Origin of the sequence: Vibrio sp. 10N.261.52.C2 (assembly GCF_041471425.1) — a bacterium.
Classification (GTDB): Bacteria; Pseudomonadota; Gammaproteobacteria; order Enterobacterales; family Vibrionaceae; genus Vibrio; species Vibrio crassostreae_C.
This window is the reverse complement of the sequence record NZ_JBFROH010000001.1, coordinates 43,541-59,983: the sequence shown is the minus strand read 5'-3', so window position 1 is coordinate 59,983 and position 16,443 is coordinate 43,541. Positions and strand designations below refer to the sequence as shown.

The window sequence follows — 16,443 nt, the reverse complement described above, 5'->3', positions numbered from 1 at the left end:
TTTTAGTTTTTTGAGACGAAGCTATTTGGCTTTAGTTCAAGGAAGAGGCGCGGAGCATACGAATGTATGTGAGCACCTCTGACACAGAAATTAAGCCAAAGAGCGAAGTATCAAAGAGACTAAACGTCTAGGTTTGCTACTTTCAGTGCATTCTCTTCGATGAAGTTACGACGAGGTTCAACTTGGTCACCCATTAGCGTCGTAAACAACAAATCAGCACCAACAGCGTCTTCAATTGTTACTTGCATCATACGGCGAGTTTCAGGATCCATCGTGGTTTCCCAAAGTTGATCAGGGTTCATCTCACCTAGACCTTTGTATCGCTGTAGGCTTAGACCACGACGAGACTCTTTCACTAACCAGTTCAGAGCATCAACGAAGCTAGAAACTTCTTGAGTACGCTCACCACGCTTAATGTAAGCGCCTTCTTCAATCAAGCCATCAAGAGCTTCAGAAAGATCCGCTAGCTTACCAAACTCTTTAGAGTTAATAAGATCGATGCTTAGTAGGTGTTCATGAGTCACACCATGAGTACGAACCACAATCTTAGGAACGCTTAAGCCTAGCTCTTCGTGTTTTTCAACTTCAAGGCTGTATTGGCTTGCACCTACTTCTTTCGCGTTTAGCTGTTCAACAAGCTGCTTACCCCAAGCTTCAACTGCCGCGTCATCATGACACTGCTCGGCCGTTAGACGAGGAACGTAAATCAGTTCGTGAACCAATGCGCGTGGGTAACGGCGGCTCATACGATCAACAAGCTTGATGCCTGCATTGTATTGCTGAACAAGCTTCTCTAAACCTTCACCTGCAAATGCTGGCGCTTCAGGGTTTACGTGCAGTTCTGCGTTGTCTAAAGCCAAAGATACTTGATACTGGTTCATCGCATCTTCATCTTTAATGTACTGCTCTTGCTTACCTTTCTTCACTTTGTAAAGTGGCGGTTGAGCAATGTAGATGTAGCCACGTTCAATCAGCTCTGGCATTTGACGGTAGAAGAACGTCAGTAGCAGGGTACGGATGTGAGAACCATCGACATCGGCATCGGTCATGATGATGATGTTGTGGTAACGCAGTTTATCTGGGTTGTATTCGTCACGACCAATACCACAACCAAGAGCGGTGATTAGCGTTGCTACTTCTTGAGAAGACAGCATTTTATCGAAACGTGCTTTCTCTACGTTAAGGATTTTACCTTTCAGCGGTAGGATTGCTTGGTTCTTACGGTTACGCCCCTGCTTAGCTGAACCGCCAGCAGAGTCTCCTTCCACAATATATAGTTCAGACAGTGCAGGATCTTTTTCCTGACAGTCAGCAAGCTTACCAGGAAGACCCGCTAAATCTAATGCGCCTTTACGACGAGTCATTTCACGAGCTTTACGCGCTGCATCACGAGCACGTGCTGCATCAATAATTTTAGAACAAACTGTTTTCGCTTCACCTGGGTTCTCAATAAGGAACTCAGACAACTTCTCACCCATTGTAGATTCAACGGCAGACTTCACTTCTGAAGAAACCAGCTTATCTTTAGTTTGGCTTGAGAACTTAGGATCAGGCACTTTAACAGAAACAATCGCCGTCAGACCTTCACGAGCATCATCACCAGAGGTCGCAGTCTTCGCTTTCTTAGAGAAGCCTTCCTTGTCCATGAAGCTGTTCAGAGTACGCGTTAGCGCCGCACGGAAACCTGCTAAGTGAGCACCACCATCGCGTTGAGGGATGTTGTTGGTGAAACAGTAGATGTTTTCTTGGTAGCCGTCATTCCACTGCATCGCAACTTCAACGGTAATACCGTCTTCGCGCTCAGAGTTAAAGTGGAAGATTTTTTGGATGATTGGCGTTTTGTTAGTATTAAGGTGTTCAACAAACGCTTGGATACCGCCTTCGTATTCGAAGTGATCCATTTTGTCTTCTTCGCGCTCGTCAATTAGCTTAATTGATACACCTGAGTTCAAGAATGATAGCTCACGTAGACGCTTAGCTAAAATGTCGTAATGGAACTCGATGTTAGTGAAGGTTTCTTCACTCGGCCAGAAACGAATCTCTGTACCTGTTTTATCCGTGTCACCGATAACCGCTAGTGGCGCTTGAGGCTCACCGTGGCTGTAGGTTTGAGTGTGGATTTTGCCACCGCGGTGGATAGTAAGAGTAACTTGCTTAGAAAGTGCGTTAACTACTGAAACACCAACACCGTGCAGACCACCAGATACCTTGTACGAGTTATCATCGAACTTACCACCAGCGTGAAGAACCGTCATGATTACTTCGGCTGCAGATACGTTTTCTTCTGGGTGCAATTCTGTTGGAATACCACGGCCGTCATCGCTCACAGACACAGAACTATCTTCATGGATAGTTACAATGATGTCATTACAGTGACCAGCTAGCGCTTCATCAATAGAGTTATCTACCACCTCAAAAACCATGTGGTGCAGACCGGTACCATCATCCGTGTCGCCAATGTACATTCCAGGACGCTTACGTACCGCATCCAGACCCTTCAGTACTTTAATACTCGATGAATCGTAATTATCTGACATAGTTACTCTCTGACTAATTATCCTTGCTCTATTTTGCCATGTTCCACATGAAACATCCTGCTATTTTCGTCATGCATATCTGCAATCTGATCAGCGGTAATAGAGCTTACAAAAACTTGAGCCTGGGTCGCCTTTAAACACTCAGCAAGACGTGCTCGGCGTTGGCTATCTAATTCGGAAGCGAAGTCATCTATCAAATAGATGCACTGCTTACCTGTCATTTGAGTGAGGTGTTGCCCTTGTGCTACTCGTAGCGCGCACACCATCAACTTCAATTGACCTCGTGACAAGACATCTTCCACTGGAGTGCCGTTCACTTTTATCTTCAGATCCGCTTTGTTTGGCCCACTAAAGGTGTAACCAAGCTGCTGATCCCTTTCAAAATTCTTTTCTAATATATCGGCGTACGGGGTGTCTTTGTCCCAGCCACGATAGTAGTTAATCTTTATCTCAAACTCAGGAAGGAAGGTCGCACAGATTTCTTCGGCGACTTCTTTGAGCTGATCAACGTAGGTGGCACGCCACTGACTGATGCTTTCTGCTAAACGGGCCAATTCTTGGTCCCAATAGCTCAGCTCTCGATAGTGCGTTGCCGTTTTCAATAAGGCGTTTCGCTGCTTATTGAGGCGCTTTACCCTGCCCCACGCATCATAAAAGCCCGACTCACTGTGGAAGACTCCCCAATCAATGAATGCTCGGCGATGCTTAGGTCCATCGGTTAGTAAATCAAACCCTTCAGGGTGAATCAACTGCAAAGGTAAGACTTGAGCTAACTGAGCCAACTTTTGCCCAGTTTGACCGCTTATTTTAACCTCTGTCGTGCCATCGCGCTGCTTATTAATGCCAATTGGCAGCTCAAATTGATCCGAGGTCATAAAACGGCCATGTACAAACAGCTCACTACACTCGTTTTGTATGATACGACCGGTAAGTGAACTCTTGAATGAGCGACCATGTCCGAGCAGATACACAGCTTCAAGGACACTGGTTTTGCCGCTTCCGTTAGCCCCTATAAGAAAGTTAAAGCCTGATGACGGTTGAATGTCACAGGCTTCAATATTTCTAAACTGCTTAACGATTAAGCGCGATAAAGGCATAACGTCTTCATATTAATCTTCAATCACGACTCGGTAGGTCAACATAGGGCTGCTTATAAGCGAATTGGCATAACAACGTACATCGCGCTGTCATCTTGTGCGTTCTCGATAAGAGCACTCGCATTGGCGTCTGACATTGAGATGCGAACCTGTTCACAACGCAGTGTGTTCAGAACATCCAATACGTAGCTTACGTTGAAGCCAATCTCTAGCGCGTCACCGTCGAAGTTAACATCGAGTACTTCTTCTGCTTCTTCTTGCTCTGGGTTGTTCGCGGTAATGCGCATCTCGCTATCCGCAAGGTTAACGCGAACACCACGGAATTTTTCATTCGATAGAATCGCAGCACGAGAAAATGCTGAACGTAATTCATCACAGCCAGCTTCAAGTGTCTTGGTGGTATTTTGCGGCATTACGCGGCGATAATCAGGGAAACGACCATCAACCAGCTTAGAAGTGAAGACATAGTTGTTCACTTCAGCTCGCACGTTAGAGTTACCAATTTGCAGTGTTACTGGCTGTTCAGGTGCATCCAATAGCTTCACTAACTCTTGAACACCTTTACGAGGAACAATGATCTGCTTCTGAGCAAAATCCGCACCCAGTTGTGCTTGAGATACTGCCATACGGTGACCATCGGTCGCTACGCTGCGCAGGATAGAGCCTTCAATCTCAAACAACATACCGTTGAGGTAGTAACGAACATCTTGGTTAGCCATTGAGAATTGTGTTTTCTCGATAAGACCGCGAAGTTCAGCTTGTGTCACTGACACTTCAACTTCACTGCTCCAGTCTTCAATATTTGGAAAATCTGCCGCAGGTAATGTTGCTAAAGAGAAGCGGCTACGACCAGAGCGAACCTGAATACGGTCACCATCCAATACCACCGTGATCACTGAGTTATCTGGCAATCCACGGCAGATATCTAGGAATTTACGTGAAGGTACGGTAATGCTACCCGCTTCGAAATCACCTTCAAGCGTTACACGGCTGATCAGTTCAACTTCTAGATCCGTCGCTGTCATCGACAACACGTTATCTTCTACTTTAATCAGTAGGTTTCCTAGAATTGGAAGCGTTGGCCTGCCACCGAGTGCGCCAGATACTTGTTGTAATGGCTTAATCAGGTGACTACGTTCAATGGTAAATTTCATATCTTGCTCTTACGGTCTAAATGGCACTGCGTAATAGTACGTGGCCAAGATTCTGCTTATTAAGGTTAAGAATACTGTGTATTAAGAAGAAAGGGTACGAATCAAGTTCGAATAATCTTCTTTAATGTCGTGGCTCTCTTCACGCAGCTGAGCAATCTTACGACAAGCATGCAGTACCGTCGTGTGGTCACGACCACCGAATGCATCGCCAATCTCAGGCAAGCTATGGTTTGTTAGCTCTTTCGCCAGTGCCATCGCCAATTGACGTGGACGAGCAACAGAACGAGAACGACGCTTAGACAATAGATCAGCGACTTTGATTTTGTAGTACTCGGCTACTGTCTTTTGAATGTTATCAATAGTGACCAGTTTTTCTTGCAGTGCAAGTAGGTCACGCAGTGCTTCACGCACGAAGTCGATCGTGATCGGGCGGCCAGTGAAGTTTGCATTCGCAATAACACGGTTCAATGCGCCTTCCAGTTCACGAACGTTAGAGCGTAGACGCTTGGCAATAAAGAACGCCACTTCATCCGCAAGGTGAATTTGGTGGTCTTCGGCTTTCTTCATCAAGATCGCAACACGTGTCTCAAGCTCTGGTGGCTCAATCGCTACCGTCAAACCCCAGCCGAAACGAGATTTAAGACGATCTTCTACCCCGTTGATCTCTTTTGGATAACGGTCAGACGTTAGGATGATCTGTTGATTGCCTTCAAGCAGCGCGTTAAAGGTATGGAAGAACTCTTCTTGAGAACGCTCTTTATTAGCAAAGAATTGGATGTCATCGATAAGCAATGCATCAACACTACGGTAGTAGCGCTTAAATTCTTCGATCGCGTTGTTTTGCAGAGCCTTTACCATATCCTGAACAAAACGCTCTGAGTGCATGTAAACCACTTTCGCATTCGGCTTATTATCAACAATGGCGTTACCCACCGCATGCAACAAGTGCGTTTTACCTAAACCAGTGCCGCCGTATAGGAACAACGGGTTGTAGGCTGTACCTGGGTTATCAGAAACCTGACGTGCCGCAGCCAAACCGAGTTGGTTCGACTTACCTTCAACAAAGTTATTGAACTTATGTTTTGGGTTCACGTTTGAGCGGTGATTCAAGTCAACCGCGACAGGCTCTTCATCACGCCAGATATTATGGACAGGTTTGCGAGCTTGTAATTGCGCAGGTGCTGATGACTCAGCGGCCACATCAGCTGCAGTGCGAGTCTGAGTTGGTGTCGGTGTCGCAGGCTTTGGTGCAATCACACGCTTGCTTCCCACTTCAAAATGAAGATGTGGGATATCGTTACCGCAATATTCTTGCAGCAGACGGTTAATGCTATTTAGATACTTATCACGAACCCAATCGAGTACGAAACGGTTCGGTGCAAATAGAGTTAGAGTATTGTCATTGAGTTCCGCTTGTAACGGACGAACCCACATACTGAATTCTGTAGCTGGTAACTCTTCTTGAAGCTGTTGCAAACACTGCAACCAAAGCGAAGATGACACGGTGCCCTCACTCTATTTAAAGTAATATGAAATGACCGCTAATTTTACCTGTTGATAAGTCAGATCACCAGCAATTGATCACAGATCCAGTGAATAAGATCCAAGTTATTCACAATAAATTTGTAATTTATCGGTGGATCCACACATCTTGCCCCTAATTTACTCACACAATGATCCACTTATGCCCGGATCCTTGCTAGTTATCCCCAAATCGGGAATTCAATCTGGTTATGGTTAATAACATCTGGTTATTTATTCTAGTGAGCATTTTCCCAGTAACATCCAAACCCATAAATATAAGGAGTTACCAAATGAATAACTGGATTAAGGCTGCAATTGCGGCTATCGCACTCTCTGCTGCTACTGTTCAAGCTGCGACTGAAGTTAAAGTCGGCATGTCTGGTCGCTATTTCCCGTTTACGTTCGTTAAACAAGACCAGCTACAGGGTTTTGAAGTGGATTTATGGGATGAGATCGGTAAGCGTAACGATTACAAGGTTGAATACGTAACGGCAAACTTCTCTGGTCTGTTTGGTCTTCTTGAAACGGGTCGCATCGATACCATTTCAAACCAAATTACAATGACGGATGCACGTAAAGCGAAATACCTATTCGCAGACCCATACGTAGTAGACGGCGCACAAATTACCGTTCGTAAAGGTAATGACAGCATTAAAGGCATCGAAGACCTTGATGGCAAGACGGTTGCGGTAAACCTAGGCTCAAACTTTGAACAACTGCTTCGCAGCTACGACAAAGATGGCAAGATCAATGTCAAAACCTACGATACAGGTATTGAACATGACGTGGCACTGGGTCGTGCCGATGCATTCGTAATGGATCGCCTATCAGCACTAGAGCTTATCAAGAAGACTGGTCTACCATTACAACTAGCAGGTCAGCCATTCGAAACAATTGAAAACGCTTGGCCTTTCGTCGACAACGATAACGGCAAAAAACTGCAAGCAGAAGTAAATGAAGCATTAGCAGCAATGCGCGCAGATGGTACGCTAGAAAGTATCTCTCAGAAATGGTTTGGTGCGGACATTACTCAGAAGTAATTACTCACTTTCTCCATTCAAGGCCCACTGCTTTATACAGCGGTGGGCTTTTTGCTTTTGTGCACTGATTAAAAAACCTGATACAACAGTACTTACATATAGAACAAAACTGCCAATAAAAATACGAGATAGATTATGGGATTTGACTTTAATTACATGCTAGAGCTGTTGCCAATACTACTGAAGTATTTAGGCACCACGATGGAGATGGCGACCTGGGGCTTGTTCTTTGCTCTGATCCTGTCTCTGATACTGGCGAATATTCGTGTATTCAAAATCCCAGCGCTCGACCAACTGAGCCAGCTGTACATTAGCTTCTTCCGAGGCACACCACTGTTGGTGCAGCTGTTCCTCCTTTATTACGGCTTACCACAAGTCTTCCCGTGGATGGTTGGGTTGGATGCCTTCAGCGCCGCTGTGATTGGCTTAACCCTGCACTTTGCCGCGTATATGGCAGAAAGTATTCGTGCCGCGATTATCGGTATTGATCGCAGCCAGATGGAAGCCAGCCTTTCGGTCGGTATGACAACCAGCCAAGCGATGCGCCGAGTGATCTTACCGCAAGCAACTCGCGTGGCACTGCCGTCGTTGATGAACTACTTCATCGATATGATCAAGTCGACTTCACTTGCCTTCACCCTAGGTGTCGCCGAAATCATGGCTAAAGCTCAGATGGAGGCTTCTTCAAGTTTCCGCTTCTTCGAGGCTTTCTTAGCAGTCGCACTGATTTACTGGGGCGTGGTGGTTATCCTCACTCGTATTCAAATTTGGGCCGAAGTGAAACTGAATAAGGCGTATGTACGATGATCAAATTACAAAGTATCCACAAGCAGTTTGGTGACACCGAAGTTTTGAAAGGGATCGACCTAGAAATCAAACAAGGTGAGATAATTGTCATCATAGGTTCAAGTGGTACGGGTAAATCTACCCTACTGCGTTGTGTGAATTTTCTAGAGCAAGCCGATCAAGGCACGATTTCGATTGATGATATCAAGGTTGATACTCAGAAACACACTAAGGCAGAGGTGCTTGCACTGCGTCGTAAGACCGGTTTTGTGTTCCAAAACTATGCACTGTTCGCTCACCAAACCGCGAGACAGAATATTGCTGAAGGTTTAATTACCGTTCGTGGTTGGAAAAAACAGCAAGCCCATGAAAAAGCACAACAAATACTTGATGATATTGGCTTAGGTGACAAAGGTGATAGCTACCCAGCCGCGCTCTCTGGTGGCCAGCAACAACGGGTGGGTATTGGCCGTGCAATGGCACTACAACCCGAGCTTTTACTGTTTGATGAGCCGACTTCAGCGCTCGATCCTGAGTGGGTTGGCGAAGTGCTTAACCTAATGAAAAAACTGGCAAATCAGCATCAAACCATGCTGGTGGTTACCCATGAAATGCAGTTCGCGAGAGAGGTCGCAGACCGAGTGATCTTCATGGCTGACGGTCATATTATCGAGCAGGGATCTCCACAGGATATTTTTGGTAATCCACAGGATCCTAAATTAAAAAAATTCTTAAATAAGGTTGGGATCGACTAAGGATCCTTGTGATTTTAGTTATTCTACGTATAATCCCCCGACCGGAATTTTAGTTAACCCAATCATTGACACTTTTTGTGACAGTGATTACAATTCCGCCTCTTTGTTGAGAGGCGTCGGTTTTCCTTTCTTATATAAAGAAGAGAAAAAATGCCCACGCCGGGTTTAACAAAAACCTAAAACTACTGATCAGTAAGGTAATTACAATGAAACGCACTTTTCAACCTACAGTTCTAAAGCGTAAGCGTACTCACGGTTTCCGTGCTCGCATGGCTACTAAGAACGGTCGCGCAACAATCAATGCACGTCGTGCAAAAGGCCGTAAGCGTCTTTCTAAGTAATCTTTGATTATTTTGAATAAGCTAGCCTTCGGTCGGGAGTTACGCTTGTTAACTCCCGAACATTATCAAAATGTCTTCAAGCAAGCTCATCGAGCTGGCTCCCCTCATTTCACCATCATTGCCCGAAATAACTCTCTTTCAAATCCTCGTCTTGGATTAGCCGTTCCGAAAAAGCAGATTAAAACCGCCGTGGGTCGTAACCGATTCAAGCGTCTTACTCGTGAAAGCTTTCGTAACACTCAACACAAACTTCCTAACAAAGATTTTGTTGTAATCGCTAAGAAGAGCGCGCAAGATTTAAGCAATGAAGAAATGTTCAAGCTACTCGACAAATTATGGCTTCGCCTGTCTCGCCCTTCGCGTGGATAGCGCTAATACCCATCTATTTTTATAGATGGTTTATTAGTCCACTCATCGGCCCACGCTGCCGATTTACTCCAACCTGCTCTTTATATGCGATAGAAGCGTTGAAAGCTCACGGTTTTGTAAAAGGGTGTTGGTTATCAGGCAAACGTCTATTAAAATGCCATCCTTTGAACGAAGGGGGCTTTGACCCCGTTCCACCAGTCCAAAAACAAGACAGAGATAAATAACGATGGATTCTCAACGTAATATCCTGTTAATCGCATTGGCTTTGGTTTCTTTCCTACTGTTCCAACAATGGAACGTAGCTCAGAATCCAGCACCACAAGCGGTTGAGCAGGCACAATCTGGCAGCACCCTACCAGCGCCATCTTATGCAGATGATCTAGACCCGGCTCCTGGTCAAGTTGCTTCTTCTGCTAAAACTATCACAGTAACAACTGATGTACTGACTCTGTCAATTGATACGGTTGGTGGTGATGTCGTTAAAGCAAACCTAAACGATTACTCTGCTGAGTTCGATTCTGAAGATACGTTTGTTCTTCTTAAAAACGAACCAGGTCACCAATTTATCGCACAAAGCGGTCTAGTGGGTCCTCAAGGTATCGATTTAAGCAGCACAAACCGCCCAAGCTACACAGTTTCAGCAGACAGCTTCACGCTTGCTGATGGTCAGGATGAACTACGCATCCCGATGACTTACCAAGCGAACGGCCTTGATTACACGAAAACATTCATCCTTAAGCGTGGCAGCTACGCAATGGATGTTGAATACGATGTAGTCAACAACTCTGGTAACAACGCGACATTCGGCATGTACGCTCACCTGCGTCAGAACGTAATGGATGACGGCGGTAGCCTAACAATGCCAACTTACCGTGGTGGTGCTTACTCTACGGAAGATACGCGTTACAAAAAATACAGCTTCGACGACATGCAAGATCGCAACCTGTCTCTTAACCTAGCAAACGGTCAAGGTTGGGCAGCGATGATTCAGCACTACTTTGCAAGTGCATGGATCCCACGCGACGAAGCAGGCAGCAACCTTTACACTCGTGTAATTGGTAACCTTGGCGACATCGGTGTTCGCATGCCGAACAAAACCATCGCTACTGGCGACGAAGCAAACTTCAAAGCAACGCTTTGGGTTGGTCCTAAACTTCAAGACCAAATGGCTGCTGTTGCACCTAACCTAGACCTAGTAGTTGACTACGGTTGGTTATGGTTCATTGCTAAACCACTTCATACTCTGCTTTCGTTCATTCAAGGCATCGTTGTGAACTGGGGTCTGGCAATCATCTGTCTAACTTTCATCGTTCGTGGTGCTATGTACCCACTAACGAAAGCTCAGTACACGTCTATGGCGAAAATGCGTATGCTTCAGCCTAAGCTGACTGCAATGCGTGAGCGTATCGGCGACGACCGTCAACGCATGAGCCAAGAAATGATGGAGCTTTACAAGAAAGAGAAAGTAAACCCACTAGGTGGCTGTTTACCTATCCTTCTGCAAATGCCTATCTTCATTTCGCTATACTGGGCACTAATGGAGTCTGTTGAACTGCGTCACTCACCGTTCTTCGGTTGGATTACTGACCTTTCAGCACAAGACCCATACTACATCTTGCCACTTCTGATGGGTGCTTCAATGTTCCTAATCCAGAAGATGAGCCCGACAACTGTAACGGATCCAATGCAGCAGAAGATCATGACCTTTATGCCGGTTATGTTCACATTCTTCTTCCTGTTCTTCCCTTCAGGTCTGGTTCTATACTGGCTAGTATCGAACATCGTAACTCTGATTCAGCAAACGCTTATCTACCGCGCGCTGGAAAAGAAAGGCTTACATTCTAAGTAAGTTCGATAATAGAAAGAGACAAAGAAAGGCGACCAAAAGGTCGCCTTTTTGTTTTTAGCTGATTACAATTCAGCTAATTGATTAATCGTGAGCGCCCCTTTTTGGCTTTCACATGCTAGCAGGCACAACTATGACTACAGATACGATTGTTGCTCAAGCGACTGCACCCGGCCGTGGCGGCGTCGGTATTATTCGCGTTTCAGGCCCACAAGCAGCCCAAGTTGCGCTTGAAGTTACCGGCAAAGTACTGAAACCACGTTACGCTGAGTACACCCCTTTTAAATCTCACGATGGTTTAGAGCTAGACCAAGGCATCGCGCTTTACTTTCCTAACCCGCACTCGTTTACCGGTGAAGACGTTTTAGAGCTGCAAGGCCACGGTGGTCCTGTGGTAATGGATATGCTCATCAAGCGCATCCTCGCTATTCCAGGGCTACGCGCAGCACGCCCAGGTGAGTTCTCGGAGCGTGCCTTCTTGAACGACAAGATGGATTTAACCCAAGCAGAAGCGATTGCTGACCTCATTGATGCCAGTTCAGAAGAAGCGGCGAAATCAGCTCTGCAATCGTTACAAGGCGAGTTTTCAAAACGCATTAATACGCTGGTGGATTCTCTGATTCACTTACGCATCTATGTTGAAGCCGCTATCGACTTCCCAGAAGAAGAGATTGATTTCCTTGCTGACGGTAAAGTAAGTGCTGACTTACAAGCTATCATCGACAACCTCGAAGCGGTTCGCCAAGAAGCCAATCAAGGTGCCATCATGCGTGAAGGTATGAAGGTGGTGATTGCAGGTCGTCCTAATGCCGGTAAGTCGAGCTTACTGAATGCATTATCGGGTAAAGACTCCGCGATTGTGACTGATATTGCAGGTACAACCCGTGATGTACTTCGTGAACATATCCATATTGATGGTATGCCACTGCACATTATTGATACCGCAGGCCTGCGTGAAGCCTCGGATGAAGTCGAAAAAATCGGTATTGAACGCGCTTGGGAAGAAATTGCTCAAGCCGATCGCGTTTTATTTATGGTCGATGGCACCACTACCGATGCAACCGACCCGAAAGATATCTGGCCAGATTTCGTTGATCGTCTGCCGAATAACATCGGAATGACCGTGATTCGTAACAAAGCCGATCAAACCGGTGAAGATCTCGGGATTTGCCATGTTAATGATCCAACTCTGATTCGACTATCAGCAAAGACGGGACAAGGCGTTGATGCACTACGTAATCACTTAAAAGATTGCATGGGCTTTGCTGGTGGCAATGAAGGTGGCTTCATGGCACGTCGTCGCCACTTAGATGCCCTAGAACGCGCATCTGAGCATCTAGATATTGGCCAGCAACAGCTCGAAGGCTATATGGCAGGGGAAATCTTGGCAGAAGAACTGCGTATAACGCAGCAACACCTTAACGAGATTACTGGTGAATTCAGTTCCGATGACCTACTCGGCCGTATCTTCACCTCTTTCTGTATTGGTAAATAACCTTTAAAGGCCGGCTCATGCTGGCCTTTTTCTTTAGTAAGGACAGCTTAATGATCCACATTATTACAGGCAGCACCTTAGGTGGTGCAGAGTACGTTGGCGATCACCTTAATGATCTTCTTGAAGAGCAAGGCCACGAGATCACCCTTCATAATCAGCCTGAATTCGATGATATTCCCCAACAAGGCTTTTGGTTGCTGGTGACTTCAACTCATGGTGCGGGTGAATTTCCAGATAATATTAAGCCGTTTATCGACGCATTGACCCAGCAATCTCCAGATTTAAGCCCGGTTCGCTTTGCTGTCGTGGCGCTTGGTGATTCGAGTTACGATACCTTCTGTTTGGCGGGAAAATCAGTCCACAGCCAGATGAAAGAGCTCGGTGCTCAGCCTATTTCTGACTGTTTTACCATCGATGTATTGGAAACTCCGGTACCAGAAGACGCAGCAGAAGCTTGGTTCAACGATCATAGCGACCAGTTTTAACCTCTCTCGTCTCTCAAAAAGCGGCTTATGCCGCTTTTTTTGTCTCTGAACATCGTGATTGTGAATAACTTTTTTTCAAAAACACCGAAAATTAGCGATCTATTTTCAATTTCTGCTGTGGATAAGATCATACATATACGGTGATTAACCTATAGTTATCCAAATAACAAGTTTTAGGCTAATTTCCTCCTGTGAATAAGTAGCCATTTTGATCCCAGCTAATCCTCATCCTGATCAAAGTTAGATCACATCATTTGATCCAAAAAAGATCCATGATCTCGTTGATCATTTCCGACTTATCCACAGATACCCTCGATCCTAATAATAGATCTAATAAAAGATCTCCTTAAAGATCTTATCTATATTAATTAAAAACAGCTTTTTCGAAAAATCCCAAAAACGTTTTCTCAGGCTATGAAAACAGGTAGAATATCGCTCCTTTTTATCAATCTAGAAAACGTTTGAATACCTGAGGTCGGTTCATGCTTTATCACGAAAAATTTGACGTCATCGTTGTTGGTGGTGGCCATGCAGGAACGGAAGCCGCACTCGCATCTGCACGTACTGGTCAAAGTACGTTATTGCTTACTCATAATATCGATACACTAGGACAAATGTCTTGTAACCCAGCCATTGGCGGGATCGGTAAGGGCCACTTGGTAAAAGAGGTCGATGCAATGGGTGGATTAATGGCGCAAGCTATTGATCATGCAGGTATTCAGTTCAGAACATTGAACGCATCAAAAGGCCCTGCGGTTCGTGCTACTCGTGCACAAGCTGACCGCGCACTGTACAAAGCCTTTGTTCGTAACGTTCTTGAAAACACGCCAAACCTGACTTTGTTCCAACAGTCGGTTGATGACTTGATCGTTGAACAGGATCAAGTGGTAGGTGTGGTAACGCAGATGGGCCTTAAGTTCCGCGCAAGCGCTGTGGTTCTGACTGTGGGCACATTCCTAGGCGGCAAGATCCATATTGGTATGGAAAGTTCTTCAGGTGGCCGTGCTGGTGATCCACCATCGATCGCACTGGCTGACCGTCTTCGTGATCTTCCATTCCGAGTTGATCGCCTGAAAACAGGTACTCCTCCTCGTATCGATGCGCGTAGCGTTGATTTTTCTGAGCTTGAGGTTCAGCACGGTGATAACCCGACGCCTGTTTTCTCGTTCATGGGCAGCCGAGCTCAACAACCTCGTCAAATTCCATGTTACATCACGCATACCAATGAAAATACGCATGACGTAATTCGTGCCAACCTTGATCGCAGCCCTATGTACGCGGGTGTGATTGAAGGCATTGGCCCTCGTTACTGCCCTTCGATTGAAGACAAAGTAATGCGTTTTGCTGACAAGAACAGTCACCAAATTTTTATTGAGCCAGAAGGTCTAACGACTCACGAGCTATACCCGAATGGTATCTCTACCAGTCTGCCGTTTGATGTACAGGTTCAAATTGTTCGTTCGATGAAGGGTTTTGAAAATGCTCATATCGTTCGCCCTGGCTATGCGATTGAGTACGATTTCTTTGATCCTCGCGACCTTAAGCTGACTTACGAAACTAAGTTTATCAAAGGTCTATTCTTTGCGGGTCAAATCAACGGTACCACTGGCTATGAAGAAGCGGCTGCACAAGGCTTGATGGCCGGTCTGAATGCAAGTTTGTTTACTCAAGGCAAAGAAGGCTGGAGTCCACGTCGTGACCAAGCTTACATGGGCGTGCTTATCGACGACCTATCTACCATGGGTACCAAAGAACCTTACCGCATGTTTACGTCTCGCGCGGAATACCGTCTGCTGCTTCGTGAAGACAACGCCGATATCCGCTTGACTGAAAAGTCGCGTGAACTTGGCCTTGTTGATGACGCTCGTTGGGCTCGTTTCAACGAGAAGATGGAAAACATGGAGAAGGAGCGTCAACGTCTGAAAGAGACTTGGATTAATCCAAAATCTGAAGATATTGATCAACTGAACCAAATTCTGAAAACACCAATGTCTCGTGAAGCGAGCGGTGAAGATCTTCTTCGTCGCCCTGAAATGACTTATTCACAGTTAACCGCATTGGATCGTTTTGGTCCTGCACTGGAAGATCAACAAGCGTCTGAGCAAGTTGAGATCCAAGTGAAGTACGATGGTTACATTCAGCGTCAACAAGACGAAATTGAAAAATCACTGCGTCATGAAAACACCAAACTGCCTGCTGATATCGATTACAGCAAGGTAAAAGGACTTTCTAACGAAGTGGTTCTTAAACTAACGACAGCTAAGCCTGACTCAATTGGTATTGCTTCGCGAATTTCAGGTATCACACCTGCAGCAATCTCAATTCTGTTGGTTTACTTGAAAAAACACGGCCTGTTGAAAAAAGGTGAGGAAGCATAATGAGCGCATTACGCGAAAAACTGGATCACCTTATTGGCCAGACTGAACTTGAAGTATCTGAAAAACAACGTGGCCAGTTGGTTGGCTACGTTGAGTTACTGAACAAGTGGAACAAAGCTTATAACCTAACATCAGTTCGTGACCCACAAGAAATGATGGTGAAACATATCTTAGATAGCATCATTGTTAGCACTCACTTACAAGGTAAGCGCTTTATCGATGTGGGTACGGGACCTGGTCTTCCTGGGATTCCGCTCTCAATCATGAATCCAGACTGCGAGTTTTACTTGCTAGACAGCCTAGGTAAGCGTATTCGTTTTATCAAACAGGTGATTCATGAGCTGGGTATCGACAACGTGGTACCGGTTCAAAGTCGCGTTGAAGAATTTCAACCAGAAGAAAAGTTTGATGCAGTGCTCAGTCGCGCATTTGCGTCAATGACAGACATGGTAGAGTGGTGTCACCATTTACCTAAAGAGCAATCCGGTGTATTTTTGGCTCTTAAGGGACAACATCCTAGAGACGAAATCGACCTGTTACCTGAATGGTGTTCAGTGACAGACATTAAAGCTTTGCAAGTGCCAGAGCTTGATGGAGAGCGTCATCTAGTTACTTTATCGCGTCAGGGATAATCAG

General features: G+C 45.6%; 15 protein-coding genes. 11 read left to right on the top strand and 4 right to left on the bottom strand.

The genetic code is table 11. The annotated features are described in order from the left end of the window. Positions 1-119: 119 nt before the first annotated feature. From gyrB to dnaA, 4 genes are all read right to left on the bottom strand, one after another. Positions 120-2,537, bottom strand: coding sequence for a DNA topoisomerase (ATP-hydrolyzing) subunit B (gene gyrB / locus AB4307_RS00300; protein ID WP_017058811.1), 2,418 nt, complete (start codon positions 2,535-2,537; stop codon positions 120-122). Positions 2,538-2,554: 17 nt separating this feature from the next. After that, positions 2,555-3,634 (bottom strand): DNA replication/repair protein RecF, encoded by a 1,080-nt coding sequence (gene recF, locus AB4307_RS00295; protein WP_017058810.1) that lies wholly within the window; start codon positions 3,632-3,634, stop codon positions 2,555-2,557. Positions 3,635-3,687: 53 nt separating this feature from the next. Further along, positions 3,688-4,788, bottom strand: a complete 1,101-nt coding sequence (gene dnaN, locus AB4307_RS00290) for a DNA polymerase III subunit beta (protein ID WP_017058809.1) — start codon at positions 4,786-4,788, stop codon at positions 3,688-3,690. Positions 4,789-4,869: 81 nt separating this feature from the next. Continuing rightward, a complete protein-coding gene (dnaA, locus tag AB4307_RS00285; RefSeq protein WP_017058808.1) occupies positions 4,870-6,291 on the bottom strand; it encodes a chromosomal replication initiator protein DnaA in 1,422 nt (473 codons plus the stop codon). Between the two features lie 311 nt (positions 6,292-6,602). On the opposite strand from dnaA, the gene AB4307_RS00280 reads away from it, so the two are divergent. The 11 genes from AB4307_RS00280 to rsmG all read left to right on the top strand — a co-directional run bounded on the left by AB4307_RS00280 (position 6,603) and on the right by rsmG (position 16,439). Further along, complete coding sequence (locus tag AB4307_RS00280) at positions 6,603-7,352, top strand: amino acid ABC transporter substrate-binding protein (protein WP_009848135.1); 750 nt, start codon at positions 6,603-6,605, stop codon at positions 7,350-7,352. 135 nt (positions 7,353-7,487) lie between these two features. Next, positions 7,488-8,159, top strand: a complete 672-nt coding sequence (locus tag AB4307_RS00275; RefSeq protein WP_372128555.1) for an amino acid ABC transporter permease — start codon at positions 7,488-7,490, stop codon at positions 8,157-8,159. After that, positions 8,156-8,893 carry an amino acid ABC transporter ATP-binding protein gene (locus tag AB4307_RS00270; RefSeq protein WP_017063027.1) on the top strand — a complete coding sequence of 246 codons (738 nt, stop codon included), beginning with the start codon at positions 8,156-8,158 and terminating at the stop codon, positions 8,891-8,893. Before AB4307_RS00275 ends, AB4307_RS00270 begins: the two co-directional genes overlap by 4 nt. Before the next feature lie 206 nt (positions 8,894-9,099). Next, complete coding sequence (rpmH, locus tag AB4307_RS00265; RefSeq protein WP_004735800.1) at positions 9,100-9,234, top strand: 50S ribosomal protein L34; 135 nt, start codon at positions 9,100-9,102, stop codon at positions 9,232-9,234. 45 nt (positions 9,235-9,279) lie between these two features. Continuing rightward, positions 9,280-9,603 carry a ribonuclease P protein component gene (rnpA, locus tag AB4307_RS00260; RefSeq protein ID WP_017055478.1) on the top strand — a complete coding sequence of 108 codons (324 nt, stop codon included), beginning with the start codon at positions 9,280-9,282 and terminating at the stop codon, positions 9,601-9,603. Further along, on the top strand, positions 9,570-9,827 hold the full coding sequence (gene yidD, locus AB4307_RS00255; RefSeq protein ID WP_004735802.1) for a membrane protein insertion efficiency factor YidD: 258 nt from the start codon (positions 9,570-9,572) through the stop codon (positions 9,825-9,827). The genes rnpA and yidD overlap by 34 nt, the downstream gene beginning before the upstream one ends. A gap of 2 nt (positions 9,828-9,829) precedes the next feature. Next, positions 9,830-11,452, top strand: coding sequence for a membrane protein insertase YidC (gene yidC, locus AB4307_RS00250; RefSeq protein WP_017058806.1), 1,623 nt, complete (start codon positions 9,830-9,832; stop codon positions 11,450-11,452). Between the two features lie 130 nt (positions 11,453-11,582). Beyond that, positions 11,583-12,944, top strand: a complete 1,362-nt coding sequence (mnmE, locus tag AB4307_RS00245; RefSeq protein ID WP_029235098.1) for a tRNA uridine-5-carboxymethylaminomethyl(34) synthesis GTPase MnmE — start codon at positions 11,583-11,585, stop codon at positions 12,942-12,944. Positions 12,945-12,994: 50 nt separating this feature from the next. Further along, entirely contained in the window at positions 12,995-13,429 is a 435-nt protein-coding gene (gene mioC / locus AB4307_RS00240) for an FMN-binding protein MioC (RefSeq protein WP_017058804.1), read from the top strand. A gap of 482 nt (positions 13,430-13,911) precedes the next feature. Beyond that, on the top strand, positions 13,912-15,807 hold the full coding sequence (gene mnmG, locus AB4307_RS00235; RefSeq protein WP_017058802.1) for a tRNA uridine-5-carboxymethylaminomethyl(34) synthesis enzyme MnmG: 1,896 nt from the start codon (positions 13,912-13,914) through the stop codon (positions 15,805-15,807). Further along, positions 15,807-16,439 carry a 16S rRNA (guanine(527)-N(7))-methyltransferase RsmG gene (gene rsmG / locus AB4307_RS00230; RefSeq protein ID WP_017058801.1) on the top strand — a complete coding sequence of 211 codons (633 nt, stop codon included), beginning with the start codon at positions 15,807-15,809 and terminating at the stop codon, positions 16,437-16,439. Before mnmG ends, rsmG begins: the two co-directional genes overlap by 1 nt. Positions 16,440-16,443 lie beyond the last annotated feature (4 nt).

Bases quoted from the DNA above. Each gene is read 5' to 3' on its own strand.
- gyrB (WP_017058811.1), bottom strand. From the start codon at position 2,537: ATGTCAGATAATTACGATTCATCGAGTATTAAAGTACTGAAGGGTCTG.
- recF (WP_017058810.1), bottom strand. From the start codon at position 3,634: ATGCCTTTATCGCGCTTAATCGTTAAGCAGTTTAGAAATATTGAAGCC.
- dnaN (WP_017058809.1), bottom strand. From the start codon at position 4,788: ATGAAATTTACCATTGAACGTAGTCACCTGATTAAGCCATTACAACAA.
- AB4307_RS00280 (WP_009848135.1), top strand. From the start codon at position 6,603: ATGAATAACTGGATTAAGGCTGCAATTGCGGCTATCGCACTCTCTGCT.
- AB4307_RS00275 (WP_372128555.1), top strand. From the start codon at position 7,488: ATGGGATTTGACTTTAATTACATGCTAGAGCTGTTGCCAATACTACTG.
- AB4307_RS00270 (WP_017063027.1), top strand. From the start codon at position 8,156: ATGATCAAATTACAAAGTATCCACAAGCAGTTTGGTGACACCGAAGTT.
- rpmH (WP_004735800.1), top strand. From the start codon at position 9,100: ATGAAACGCACTTTTCAACCTACAGTTCTAAAGCGTAAGCGTACTCAC.
- yidD (WP_004735802.1), top strand. From the start codon at position 9,570: ATGGCTTCGCCTGTCTCGCCCTTCGCGTGGATAGCGCTAATACCCATC.
- yidC (WP_017058806.1), top strand. From the start codon at position 9,830: ATGGATTCTCAACGTAATATCCTGTTAATCGCATTGGCTTTGGTTTCT.
- mnmE (WP_029235098.1), top strand. From the start codon at position 11,583: ATGACTACAGATACGATTGTTGCTCAAGCGACTGCACCCGGCCGTGGC.
- mioC (WP_017058804.1), top strand. From the start codon at position 12,995: ATGATCCACATTATTACAGGCAGCACCTTAGGTGGTGCAGAGTACGTT.
- mnmG (WP_017058802.1), top strand. From the start codon at position 13,912: ATGCTTTATCACGAAAAATTTGACGTCATCGTTGTTGGTGGTGGCCAT.
- rsmG (WP_017058801.1), top strand. From the start codon at position 15,807: ATGAGCGCATTACGCGAAAAACTGGATCACCTTATTGGCCAGACTGAA.